The 12014-nt window shown below is 66.2% G+C and carries 14 protein-coding genes; 10 read left to right on the forward strand and 4 right to left on the reverse strand.

Going from position 1 to position 12014, the window contains the following annotated elements; translation table 11 throughout:
- The first annotated feature begins 101 nt into the window (after positions 1 to 101).
- Both IEQ11_RS06585 and IEQ11_RS06590 read left to right on the forward strand, forming a co-directional pair.
- Positions 102 to 848, forward strand: a complete 747-nt coding sequence (locus tag IEQ11_RS06585) for a response regulator (protein ID WP_191821643.1) — start codon at positions 102 to 104, stop codon at positions 846 to 848.
- Positions 845 to 2887 (forward strand): PAS domain S-box protein, encoded by a 2043-nt coding sequence (locus IEQ11_RS06590; RefSeq protein WP_191821642.1) that lies wholly within the window; start codon positions 845 to 847, stop codon positions 2885 to 2887. Before IEQ11_RS06585 ends, IEQ11_RS06590 begins: the two co-directional genes overlap by 4 nt.
- On the opposite strand, the gene IEQ11_RS06595 is transcribed toward IEQ11_RS06590, so the two are convergent.
- Complete coding sequence (locus IEQ11_RS06595) at positions 2881 to 3603, reverse strand: helix-turn-helix domain-containing protein (protein WP_191821641.1); 723 nt, start codon at positions 3601 to 3603, stop codon at positions 2881 to 2883. The genes IEQ11_RS06590 and IEQ11_RS06595 overlap by 7 nt on opposite strands.
- Positions 3604 to 4045: 442 nt before the next feature.
- On the opposite strand from IEQ11_RS06595, the gene IEQ11_RS06600 reads away from it, so the two are divergent.
- Positions 4046 to 4717 (forward strand): hypothetical protein, encoded by a 672-nt coding sequence (locus tag IEQ11_RS06600; RefSeq protein WP_191821640.1) that lies wholly within the window; start codon positions 4046 to 4048, stop codon positions 4715 to 4717.
- A gap of 24 nt (positions 4718 to 4741) precedes the next feature.
- On the opposite strand, the gene IEQ11_RS06605 is transcribed toward IEQ11_RS06600, so the two are convergent.
- Both IEQ11_RS06605 and IEQ11_RS06610 read right to left on the reverse strand, forming a co-directional pair.
- Positions 4742 to 4990 carry a hypothetical protein gene (locus tag IEQ11_RS06605; protein WP_191821639.1) on the reverse strand — a complete coding sequence of 83 codons (249 nt, stop codon included), beginning with the start codon at positions 4988 to 4990 and terminating at the stop codon, positions 4742 to 4744.
- Between the two features lie 58 nt (positions 4991 to 5048).
- Positions 5049 to 5885, reverse strand: a complete 837-nt coding sequence (locus tag IEQ11_RS06610) for a universal stress protein (protein ID WP_191821638.1) — start codon at positions 5883 to 5885, stop codon at positions 5049 to 5051.
- Between the two features lie 201 nt (positions 5886 to 6086).
- Here IEQ11_RS06610 and IEQ11_RS06615 point away from each other — a divergent pair, with 201 nt between their 5' ends.
- The 7 genes from IEQ11_RS06615 to IEQ11_RS06645 all read left to right on the forward strand — a co-directional run bounded on the left by IEQ11_RS06615 (position 6087) and on the right by IEQ11_RS06645 (position 10567).
- Complete coding sequence (locus IEQ11_RS06615) at positions 6087 to 6737, forward strand: BON domain-containing protein (protein ID WP_191821637.1); 651 nt, start codon at positions 6087 to 6089, stop codon at positions 6735 to 6737.
- A complete protein-coding gene (gene cydP / locus IEQ11_RS06620; protein ID WP_191821636.1) occupies positions 6734 to 6940 on the forward strand; it encodes a cytochrome oxidase putative small subunit CydP in 207 nt (68 codons plus the stop codon). The genes IEQ11_RS06615 and cydP overlap by 4 nt, the downstream gene beginning before the upstream one ends.
- Positions 6941 to 6945: 5 nt before the next feature.
- Positions 6946 to 8529 (forward strand): cytochrome ubiquinol oxidase subunit I, encoded by a 1584-nt coding sequence (locus tag IEQ11_RS06625; protein ID WP_191821635.1) that lies wholly within the window; start codon positions 6946 to 6948, stop codon positions 8527 to 8529.
- Positions 8526 to 9659, forward strand: coding sequence for a cytochrome d ubiquinol oxidase subunit II (gene cydB, locus IEQ11_RS06630; RefSeq protein WP_191821634.1), 1134 nt, complete (start codon positions 8526 to 8528; stop codon positions 9657 to 9659). Before IEQ11_RS06625 ends, cydB begins: the two co-directional genes overlap by 4 nt.
- Positions 9659 to 9784, forward strand: a complete 126-nt coding sequence (gene cydX, locus IEQ11_RS06635) for a cytochrome bd-I oxidase subunit CydX (protein ID WP_191821633.1) — start codon at positions 9659 to 9661, stop codon at positions 9782 to 9784. The genes cydB and cydX overlap by 1 nt, the downstream gene beginning before the upstream one ends.
- Before the next feature lie 11 nt (positions 9785 to 9795).
- A complete protein-coding gene (locus IEQ11_RS06640) occupies positions 9796 to 10038 on the forward strand; it encodes a cyd operon YbgE family protein (RefSeq protein WP_191821632.1) in 243 nt (80 codons plus the stop codon).
- 106 nt (positions 10039 to 10144) lie between these two features.
- A complete protein-coding gene (locus IEQ11_RS06645) occupies positions 10145 to 10567 on the forward strand; it encodes a universal stress protein (RefSeq protein WP_191821631.1) in 423 nt (140 codons plus the stop codon).
- 479 nt (positions 10568 to 11046) lie between these two features.
- Here IEQ11_RS06645 and IEQ11_RS06650 read toward each other — a convergent pair whose 3' ends face one another.
- Complete coding sequence (locus IEQ11_RS06650; protein ID WP_191821630.1) at positions 11047 to 11916, reverse strand: SDR family oxidoreductase; 870 nt, start codon at positions 11914 to 11916, stop codon at positions 11047 to 11049.
- Positions 11917 to 12014 lie beyond the last annotated feature (98 nt).

Here is a 12014-nt window from a genome sequence, read left to right on the forward strand (position 1 = left end):
GCGCGAACGACGCCTTGATTTGGATCAATGGGGGCCGACGGTTGCGATGATCGGGGGATCGGACCATTCTTTCCGCCTACCCACGGAGTTATTCGATCGCCATGTCACCGGGAGCGAAGGACAAGGCATCGTCGGCCGGGCACCTGCCTGGTCTGCTGATAATCGACGACGACCCCGATATCGTCGCGCTGTTGTCGCGTTACTTCGGCGCCAACGGTTATCGGGTGATCGGTGCCGCCAACGCGGCCCAGGCGCGGGCGCTGATCGTGTCGGAGACGGTCGAACTGGTGCTGCTGGACCTGGGCCTGCCGGACGAGGACGGTCTGTCGCTGCTGCGCCATCTGCAGATGAACTGGCGAGGGCCGGTGATCGTGGTCAGCGGGCGGGGCGAAGCGGTCGAGCGCGTCGTCGGCCTGGAGCTGGGCGCCGACGATTACGTGACCAAGCCCTTCGATCTGCGCGAGCTGCTGGCGCGAACCCGATCGGTATTGCGCCGCTCGGTGGTCAAGGCGGAGGCGCCGGTCGCGGGCGAGTGCCTGGTCTTCGAAGGATTCAGCCTGGACATGCCCGCGCGCCGCCTGACCGATGCGTCGGGCAATGAGGTGCCGCTGACCACCGGCGAGTTCGAATTGCTCAAGGCGCTGCTGCAGCGTCCGCGCCAGGTGCTCAGCCGCGATCAGCTGATGACCAGCGTGCATGGCCGCGACGCCGGTCCGTTCGATCGAACCATCGACGTCGGCATCGGCCGGCTCAGGCGAAAAATCGAACGCAATCCCAGCGAGCCGACGCTGATCAAGGCGGTGCGTGGCGCCGGCTACCTGCTGGCCGCCGAGGTGCGCAGGACATGAGCGAAGACGCGCTGTTGCACGGCCTGTTCGAAGCCGTTCCGGATGCGCTGGTCGTCGTCGACGGCAACGGACGCATTGTTCAGGCCAACCGTCAGGCGGAACGACTGTTCGGTTATCCGCAAGGCGGCTTGAACGAGATCGCCGTCGAACAGCTTATTCCCGAGGACGCGCGCGAGCGGCATCACGCCCATCGCGCGGGCTATATGGCGCGGCCGCATGTGCGCCCGATGGGCGTCACCGGCCAGAGTTTGATCGGGCAGCGACTGGATGGAACGAAATTTCCGGTCGAGATCGCCCTGAGTCCGATCGACAGCGATCAGGGGCCGCGTTATCTGGCGTCGGTTCGCGACATCTCCGAATCGCAGCGCGCGCGCCAGGCGCTGGTACGCGCGCGCTACGACGCCTTGGCGGCGAGAATCGGACAACTCGCCCTGGAGGCCCAGGACGAGTCCGCCGTGGTCGACCATGTGCCCGCATTGTTGGCCGCGGCGTTGGACGCGCAAATCGTTGCCGTCGTGTTCGTGTCCACCGATCGGCAGACGGTCGAGACCCGAGCCTCGATCGGGTTGGATGGTACGGACGCCGGCGACGGGTCGCTCGCCCGATTCGACGAATCAATGTTGCTGGAGTTGATTGCCAAGGGCGAAACCCTGGTGGTGGACGATCTGCAAGGCACCGCCGCTGCGGCGAGCGGCTTTCCGATAAGCGCCGCGCGCGAGGGCAGCGGCGTGCTGCTGCCGCTGTCGGACCGCGGCTGGGCGATGGGGGCCTTGCTGGTGATGTCGGAAAAATCGCGTCACTTCGATCATGACGCCTTGCACCTGCTGCAATCGGTGGCCAATCTGATCGCCGCGTTCGTGCAGCGACGGCGTACCGAGGAACAGCTGGCGCATTCCCAGCGTCTGGACGCGGTGGGCCAGCTCACCGGCGGCATCGCCCACGATTTCAACAATCTGCTGACCGTGATATCCGGCAGCCTGCAGTTGCTGGAAATGGAGTGCGAGGACAAGCCCGACGCCAGCGAGATCATCGCCAGCGCATTGCGCTCGGTGGGGCGCGGCGCGGAACTCACCGGCAAGCTGCTGGCGTTCGCGCGTCGGCAGCGACTCATGCCGCACGCCGTCGATACCTCGGCATTGCTTCGCGACCTCGAACTGATGCTCAAGCGCACCCTCGGCGAAAGCATCCGGCTGCAGGTCCATTGCGACGACGATCTGCCCGCGGCCTATGTCGATCCCACCCAGTTGGATGCGGCGCTGGTGAATCTCGCCCTGAACGCTCGCGATGCGATGCCGCGCGGCGGGGAAATCATCATCGAGGCACGCGCGCATCACAATGGCGATCAGGCCATGCCGGGCGAACTCGCCATCGGCCGCTACGTCAGGATCAGCGTGACCGATACCGGCCGCGGCATGGGGCCGGACACCTTGGCCAGAGCGATGGAGCCGTTCTTTACCACCAAGGAAGCCGGGCGCGGCAGCGGCCTGGGCTTGAGCATGGTCTACGGCTTCGCCAAGCAGAGCGGAGGGCATCTGCGGATCGAAAGCGCGCTTGGATACGGAACGCGCGTGGACTTGTTCGTGCCGTCGGCTCAGGCGAACGCGACCGCCGCGGCGCCGGCCAACGCCGTACGCATCCAAGGCAAGGGCGAGACGGTGCTGGTGGTCGAGGACGACGAGGCCGTGCGCAATATCGCCGTCGCGTTCCTGCGTTCGTTCGGCTATCGGGTGCTTGCGGTCGGCTCGGCCGAAGCGGCGCTGAGCCGACTGGCGAGCGACGAGTCCATCCGCATCCTCTTCAGCGATGTGATGCTCGGCGAGGGCATGAACGGCAAGGAGCTGGCATTGGCGGCGCGCGCGCTCCGGCCCGATCTGCCGGTGCTGCTGACATCGGGTTACGAGACCCAGAGCGTCGGCGAAAAGGATGCGCCGGCCGACAGTTTCGAACTGCTGCGCAAGCCGTATCGGCGCGAACAGCTCATGGCGGCGGTCGGTCGTGTACTCGATCCGCGCGAACAGGCACCGCCCGCGGCTCAGTGACAGGCGGTGCTTTCGCGCAGCACGGTCTGCAGTCCGGCGCGGTTCTGGATCCGGATCTCCCGGCCGGCCACCGCGATCAGGCCCCGTGCCTGCAGGCGCGACAGCACCCGGGTCACCGTCTCCAGCGTCAGCGACAGGAAGTTTCCGAGTTCGGCGCGGGTCATCCGCAGTTGCAGATGGCTCGGGCTGAAGCCCAGCCGTTCGAATCGCGACGCCAGATCGAACAGAAACGTAACCACGCGCTGATCGGCGCCGAGGGTGCCCAGCGCCAGCATCCAGCCCCAGTCGCGGCGGATCTCGCCCGCGAGCAAGGCGGTAATGCGTTCCTGGAACTGGGGCATTTCGTCGCGCAATTGCGCGTACGGCAGTTCCCACAGTTCGCCGGTGTCCAGCGCGATCGCATCGCAGGTGTAGGTCGGCATGTCCAGCGAGTCCAGTCCGAGCAGATCGCCGCGCATGCGAAAGCCGGTGATCTTTTCGCGGCCGTCTTCGCTGATGAGGGCGGTCTTGAAGAATCCCGCGTGCACCAGATACAGCGCGTGGCGAGGCTGCCCGGCGCGGAACACATGCTGCTTGGCATGGACCCGCCGGCGTTGCAGCGGCCAGTTCTGCAACAGTTGCTCGAGACTGTGGGTTTCCCGCGCGCGTCCCGCCGAGGATGCGCCGGAATAGGTTTCGAACGACGGCTCTGGGCGGGAGGCGGTTTCGAGCAACATGGCGGTGATCCGACGGCTGGGTTGGGATGAGCCTAGAGCGCTCGGGCGCCGGAATGATTCCAGCGCGGTAACCAGCGGTAACAGTTTGTAACAAGCGCACGGAAGCGGTCGCCGGCTGACGAGACGCGCGCGGCCATCGAAGCTTGATCCGGATCAAGGCCCGATCGGCAGCGCAGGTCACAGTGGCGGGGACGCAGCGCGGCGATGGCCGCTGGAAAAGGCTTTGACCTCCCCGACGCGATTCACGGACCCGCATGCGGTCGATCTTTGGGACAGCCAGTTCCGCTGGCGCAGCGGCCATCGGCTGTGCGACCGGACGATCGATGCGACATGGCAACGCGTCGCCACGGCCCTGGCGGATCGCGAAGGCGAAGAGTGCGCGTACTGGCGCAGCCGCTACGCGTTCGCATTCGGTCAGTGGCAGCTGTTGCCCGATCCGAGGTTGCTGCGTTTCGCCGGAACCGACATGCCGGTTCCGGCGTTGCGCGAGCCGATCGCCGCCGTCAACGCCGCAGCGTTCGTCACCGATTCGCATACGCGACGCGCCCGCTTCGACCATCAGCGCTTCGGCGCGGCCGCGGCCGTGGCCGTGCGGATGCTCGACGATGCCGCGATCGCCTTCGGACCCGACGACGATCCGTCGATGCGTTTTGGAATCGGGATGATCGGCCTGGGCGATGCCCTGGCCTCGCTGGGACTGGCTTACGACTCTCCGCAAGCGATCCGCGCGGCGCAGGCCATCGCCCGGAGCCTGGCGCTGGGCTGTCTGCACGGTTCGCTGAAGATGGCCCAAGAACGCGGCGATCGGTGCGGCCAGGGCGGTCAGGGCGGTCAGGGCCTGGCGGAGCTTTGGAGAAACCGCGCGCTCCCGGCCGAACTGGCCGAGGCGGTCGCACGCAATCATCGGCACGAAGGCTTGACGCGCATCGATGGGTTTTCCGAACTCGCGCGTCTCGCCAACGGGGCCAGCGATGGGTTCGACCCGTCGAAGGATGCACTGCACGATTCGCTCGGGGCGGCGTCGGTCGACAGGCAGGCCGCGCAACGGGCGATCCGCGGCGCGGTCGCGCCCTGGATCGACGCGCAGCCGCAAACCTCGCCGCTCGAGGCCTGATCGCGGCGCAGCCGGTGCGCAGCGCTAGACGTCGCCAGCGACGCGGCGACGCAAGGCCGACCACCAGCGGTGAACGCGCGCGATCGCGCGGGTCCATCCGGATGGCGCGGTCGCCGGCGGTAGCGCCGCCGACAAGCGATGCAATGTCGCGTCGGCACGATCGGCTTGCGGATCGCGGCCGCGCAACGTGATCATGACATCGTCTTCGATCCAGCGCAGCTGGCGCCGGAGATCTTCTTCAACGCGGCGGGAATCGTCCGGGCCGTCAGGCATTGCCATGGTGTGCTTCCACGAATGAGGATGCATCGACAGGGGCGCGCAGCCGTCGATGTCAATGTCCGAACAACATGGGAAGGTCGGTGGCGATCAGCAGTTCCCGCGTGACCCCGCCCAGCGCCCACTCGCGCAGACGCGAGTGGCCGTAGCCGCCCGCGATCAGAACGTCCGCGCGCATTTCGCGGGTGTATTGCAGGATCGCGGTCGCCACGGTCTGACCGAGCGTCGGGCGGCTGACGAGATACGCTTCCACGCCATGCCGCGCCAGGCACTTCACCATGCGCCGTCCGGACGGTTCGACATCCGGCATGTCGTCACCATGGACGATCAGCACGTCCACCCGCTCCGCGGCCTTTAAGAAGGGCAATGCATCGTGCACGGCGCGGGTGCTTTCGCGCGTCGGTTGCCAGGCGATGGCGATGCGCTTCATCGGGGTGGTCGCCACGCAGCGCGGTGGAATCACCAGCAACGGACGCCCCGATTCGAGCAACAGGGCTACGAAGTAGTCGTGCGGCACGATGGCTTCGACCGTATCGCCGACCGATCCGGCCACGACGACCAAGTCGGCGTCGAAGGCCTCGCGCGCCGCCAATCTCGGCGACTCGGTGTATAGGGCCTCCACCAGCCGTGCCTCCGACGAGATGGGCTCGCCGGCGAGTTGTTGCTTGAGTTTTTCCAGGTTCTCCCGGCCGCGCTCGCGAAGGCTGTCGTGGATGCCGGCCGAGATGGAGTCGGGGATCAAACCCCAGGGATGGGCGAGCGGCATGGGCAGGTCGACCATCTCCAGCACCGACAGATGCGCGGCATGGAGCCGGGCCAGGGCCATCGCGACGTTCAGGGCGCCGACGTCGCCTTCGGTGCCGGTCATTGGAATCATCAGATTCTTGTACATGCGGGCTCTCCACGGGCCGGGGTTGGCCGACATCTCAAGGTCCGTCCGCCGGTGGCGGCGCGTATTGATCTGAGTCAAGCCGGGGCGTTCAAGGTGAGCCGCGGCTGGATCGCCATGCCGCGGTGCGGGTGGTTGATCTGGATCAAGTCGTCCCGCGGCGGCCGCTGGCGTAATGAGGCCGGGTTTTCACCGGAGCCGGGCATGAACAGCGAACGTTTGCGCAAGTACGTGGTGGAGGAATTGGCGTTCGACCCGCGGGTCGATGCTTCGGGCATCGGCGTGAGCGTGGACGAGCGCATCGTCAAGCTCACCGGGCACGTCCACAGCCTCGCCGACAAGATCGCGGTGGCGCAGGCGGTGGAGCGGGTGAAGGGCGTGCGTGGCGTGGTGCTCGATGTCGAGGTCCGTTGCCCGCCCGACGCGCATGTGTCCGACGAGGTTCTGGTCAAGCGCGCCACCGACGTGCTGGCCTGGGACACTTCGCTGCCGAAAGGATCGGTGAAAGTCACCGTCGACCATGGCTGCCTGACCTTGACCGGCTCGGTCGACTGGCAATTCCAGCGCAGCGAGATCGAGAACGATCTGCGCTGCCTGGCCGGTGTGATCGACATCGACAACCAGATCGCGATTCGCGCGATTTCGTGCAAGCAGGACGTCAAGCGTTCGATCAAGGACGCGATGCACCGTCGCGCCGACGTGCAGGCCTCGAATATCCGCGTCGACGTGGACGAGGGCGGGCGGGTGACCCTTAAAGGCAAGGTCGACGACTGGCAGGCGCGAAACGCGGTCGAGGACGCCGCCTGGCTGATCGCCGGCGTCAAGGATGTCGACAACCGGGTCCGCATCCGGTGAGCACGCCCGCCGCGCCGCCACGTCGCGCGCGCAAGCGCGATACGACGGCGCGCCACGGCGGCCGGCTCAAGCGACGAGTCGCCATGGCGATCGCGGCGAAGCTGGTCTTGTTGACCTTCCTGTACCTGATGTTCTTCTCGCCGTCGCACCGGCCGCGCATCGACGATGCCGCGGTGGACCGGCATCTGATTCCCACAAGGTGAACGCCATGCCGGATCTCCATGTCGTCGATCTGTCCCGATTGCAGTTCGCGCTGACCGCGCTGTACCACTTCCTGTTCGTGCCGTTGACCATCGGCCTGGCCCTGATCATGGCGATCATGGAAAGCGTCTACGTGATGACCAACCGGGTGATCTGGAAGCAGATGACCCGGTTCTGGGGTGTGCTGTTCGGCATCAACTTCGCCATGGGGGTGGCCACCGGCATCACCATGGAGTTCCAGTTCGGAACCAACTGGGCGTATTACTCGCATTACGTCGGCGATATCTTCGGCGCGCCGCTGGCCATCGAAGGGCTGATGGCGTTCTTTCTGGAAAGCACGTTCGTGGGCTTGTTCTTCTTCGGCTGGGGCCGGTTGACCAAGCTGCAGCATCTGATCGTGACCTGGCTCACCGCGCTGGGCGCGAATCTGTCCGCGCTGTGGATATTGATCGCCAACGGCTGGATGCAGAACCCGGTCGGCGCGCAGTTCAACTTCCAGACCATGCGCATGGAAGTCACCGACTTCGCCGCGGTGGTGTTCAATCCGGTCGCTCAAGCGAAATTCGTGCATACCGTCAGTGCCGGCTATGTCACCGGCGCGATGTTCGTGCTGTCGATCAGCGCCTGGTATCTGCTGCGCGGGCGCAACATCGAGATCGCGCGCCGTTCCATCGTGGTGGCCGCGAGCTTCGGCCTGGCGTCGGCCTTGTCGGTCGCCGTGTTGGGCGACGAGAGCGGCTACACCGCCTCGGAAAACCAGAAGATGAAGGTCGCCGCGATCGAGGCCGAGTGGCGCACCCACCCGGCGCCGGCGTCGTTCACCCTGGTCGGATGGCCGGACATGCAACGGCGCGAAACCGCGCATGCGGTGCATATCCCCTGGGCACTGGGCCTGATCGCCACGCGCTCGCTCGACAAGGAAGTGCCTGGCATTCACGACCTGGTCGAGGTCAATCGCCAGCGCATCCGCCGCGGCATCGGTGCGTACGCGGCGCTGCGCGAATTGCGCGCCGACCGCGACGATCCGGACAAGGCCGCCGCATTCCTGGCCCTGCGCGAGGATCTCGGTTTCGGCCTGTTGACCCTGCGCTATGTCACCGATCCCGCGCTCGCCGACGAAACCGTCATCGATCGCGCGGCCTGGAGCACGGTGCCGAACGTACCGGTGCTGTTCTGGTCGTTCCGGATCATGGTGGGGCTGGGCGTGTTCTTCATCGTGCTGTTCGGCTGGGCGTTCTATCTGGCCACGCGCGGACGATTGGAACGTCCGCTGTTCCTGCGTGTCGCCTTGTGGAGTCTGCCGTTGCCGTGGGTCGCGGCCGAACTGGGCTGGATCGTCGCCGAGTACGGCCGCCAGCCGTGGGCGATCGACGGCGTGTTGCCGACCTTCCTGGGCGTGTCCTCGACCAGTTCCACGCAAGTGATCGCGAGCCTGGTGGGCTTCGTCGTGCTCTACACCGGACTGGCGGTGGTCGACGTGATGCTGATGCTGCGCGCGATCCGTTCCGGGCCGGATCGACTCAAGTTCTGGCCGGCGTCGCGCAGCGGCCACGCCGTCGTCCCAACCCAACTTGCGAGGACCGACCGATGATCGACTATTCGCTGCTACGCATGATCTGGTGGGTGCTGCTCGGGGTGCTGCTGATCGGCTTCGCCGTGACCGACGGCTACGACCTGGGCCTGGGCGCGATCCTGCGGTTGATCGGCCGCGACGATGTCGAACGGCGCATGGCGCTGGAGTCGATCGAGCCCAACTGGGAAGGCAACCAAGTCTGGTTCATCCTCGGCGGGGGCGCCGTGTTCGCTGCTTGGCCGCTGCTGTACGCGGCATCGTTTTCCTCGTTCTACTTCGCCATGTTGCTGCTGTTGGTGGCATTGATCCTGCGGCCGGTCGGCTTCGCCTTCCGCAACCGATTGCCGCATGCGCGCTGGCGCGGCGCGTGGGACTGGGCGCTGACGATCGCGGGCGCGGTGCCGTCGCTGGTGTTCGGCGTGGCTTTCGGCAATCTGCTGCTCGGCGTGCCGTTCCACTTCAGCGACGAAATGCTGCCGATCTACGACGGCAGTTTCATCGGCCTGTTCCGGCCGTTCGCCCTGCTCGCCGGCGTGGTCAGTCTGGCGATGCTGGTGATGCACGGCGCGTGCTTCGCCGCCATGCGCGTCGAGGATCCGGTCGGACAACGGGCGCGGCGTATCGCCCGCATCGCCGCGATCGTGGCCTCGATCGGTTTCGTGGTGGCGGGCCTCTGGCTTCGCTATCTTCCTGCCCCGGCGATCGTCGGCGGTCTGCACGCGGATGCGCCGTCCGACCCGCTGGTCAAGCATGTGACGCTGATCGACGGAGGATGGTTCGCCAACTACGCGCTCAATCCCTGGATGATCGCGGTGCCGGTGCTGACGGTGCTGCTGTTGATCGCGGTGGTGCTGTGCCGCGTGCGTTGGCTGGCCTTTCTGGCGAGCGGCGCAGCGGTGGCGGGGATCATCCTGACCGCCGGTCTGGCGATGTTTCCGTTCCTGATGCCGTCCTCAACGAATCCGGGCCACGGCCTGACGGTCTGGGACGCGTCTTCGAGCCAGCGCACGCTGGGGATCATGCTCGTCGCCGCGGCGATCTTCCTGCCGCTGATCCTGGCCTACACCAGTTGGGCGTTCCGGGTCATGCGCGGCACGGTGACGCGCGCTCATGTGCAGTCGCAGGACGAACTCGGAGGTGGCTACTGATGTGGTATTTCGCCTGGATACTGGGTTTGTCCCTGGCCTGCAGCTTCGGCGTGCTGAACGCCATGTGGTACGAATTGCGCAGCGACGAGGAGCGCGATCGTCGCGAAGTGCTGGAGGACGACTGATGGCGCGGGTCGTGTCCCTGCTGCTGGCCTGCGGCCTGACGCTGGGATTGCTGTTCCTGCCGGCGATGCGCGGCGGCGGCATGACCGCCGCCGGGCACGGCTTGCTCAGTCCGCTGTTGCTGTCGATCTGCGCCGGATTCGTCCATGGCGTCGGTTACCGGCCGCTGCGGCCGTGGCTGCGCGCGCTTGTGCATCCGTTGCTGCTTTGGCCCGCGATGCTCGGACTGGCCATCTTGTGGGCACGCAGCTTCTGAGAAGCTCCGGGGCACCGCGCAGGATTGATCTGGATCAAATCGGCGCTGCCCGGCCCGGACGAAGCTGTCGGCTCACCGGCGCACTCGCGTCGACCGGAGAAGATCGATGCGTATCCTGATTGCGATCGACGGCAGCGACGTCGCGCTGCGCGCGGCCCGTTACGCCATAAAGCTCGCTGGTAATCTGAAGAAGACGCCCGAGCTGCATCTGGCGTATGCCGACGAGCCGCTCATGCGCAGCGTCGCCCTCAACCTCGGCCTGGAAGGCACGGCGCGTTATCACGCCGAGAACAGCGACGCGGCGATGCGCAAGGCTCGTGCGGCGTTCAATCGCGCCAAGCTCGAGGTGCGCGAGCATCTGTCCGTAGGCGATCCGGCCGCCACGATCCTCAAACTGGCCCAGTCCAATCGCTGCGATCTGATCGTCATGGGGTCGCATGGCCGATCGCCGATCAAGAGCCTGTTCCTGGGCTCGGTGACCAGCAAGGTGCTGGGCGCCGATGCGGTGCCGGTGCTGATCGTGCGCTGAGGCCTGGGTTCGTGCGCGGCGCCTCGGCGCGGCGCCGCGTCCGGTTCAAGGAGTCGCTCGATCATGTGGGATGTGCTTGCTGCATCTCATGACACCGGACGGTTGCAGGTGCCGGCGTCGATCATGATCCGCTATGGTTTTGGCGACCTGGTCCATCGGCTGAGCCTCGCCACGACGCTCGCACGTGTCGGCAAGATCCTGCGATTGGACCATTCGAAGCACTGGCCGCGCCGCCGAGCGTTGCGCGCATCCGGCGGAACCCGCAGTGCGAGATCAAGATGGTCGCCTCGCGAGCCAGATACGAGGCGTTTTCTTCGACGATCTCGCAGCGTGTGCATTCATCGGGCGCGAATAATAGTCTGGCGTCGCGCGTGTCTCGCGGACCAACCCCGCCCATGCTCGAGCGCGGCTGAGCGGTGCCTCGCCCGGGGCATTCACCGGCACGGTGGCGCTTGCATGCGAGCGGGGTTGGTTTCGAGTCAGACGGCGGCCGCGGTTTCAGCGGCGAAGTCGCGATAGGAGCGCAAGGGGCGGCCCAGCAGCCGGGTCAGTCGCTCGACGTCGCCCTGATCGGGCACCATGCCCTCGGTGAGAAAGCCTTCGGCCATCTGGCGCATGTCGTAGGCCATCCACGCCGGCATGAACTGGCGCAGGTTCTGCTCGAAGCCGGCGGTGTCGTCCCCGCCGTAGGCAATCGCGCGACCCAGCGCATCCGACCAGATGCCTGCCACGTCGGTACCGGTCAGCGTGTCTGGACCGACCAGGTTGATGCGGGTCAGCGCGCTGCCATCGGGTGCCCGCTCGCGAGAGAGCAATTCGATAGCGGCGATCTCGCCGATATCGCGCGCATCGATCATGGCCAGGCCCTTGCCGCCGATGGGCATGGGATACACGCCGTAACCCAGCACTACGTCCTTGATCGTCAGGTCGTTGTCCATGAAATAGGCCGGACGCAGGATGGTGGCGTTGAAGCCCATCTGCTCGATCATGCGCTCCACCCCGAACTTGCCCGCGAAGTGCGGCACGTTCACATAGCGATCGCTGTGGATGACCGAGAGGTAGACGAGCCGCTTGACGCCGGCCTCGCGGGCCACGTTGAGCGTGATGAGGGCTTGAGTGAATTCATCGGCCGCCACTGCGTTGAGCAGGAAGAGGGTGGAGACGCCCTCGAAGCCGCGCCGCAAGGCGTCGACATCGAGCATGTCGCCCTGGACGACGTCCACCCCGTCGGGCAGGTCGGCGGCGGCCGGATCGCGCACCAAGGCCCGCGGCTTGGCGCCGCGCTGGATGAGTTGCTGGATGACGTGCCGGCCGATTTTGCCAGTGGCGCCGGTTACGAGAATGGTCATGGGACTGCTCCGGTTTGGTTTGGAGTCCCTATGGTTGGTGATTCGCCAATGAGCCGATAGACCATATAATTAGACCTGCTGTCTTGCTGGTGGAACAC

Source organism: Lysobacter capsici (genome assembly GCF_014779555.2).
Classification (GTDB): Bacteria; Pseudomonadota; Gammaproteobacteria; order Xanthomonadales; family Xanthomonadaceae; genus Lysobacter; species Lysobacter capsici.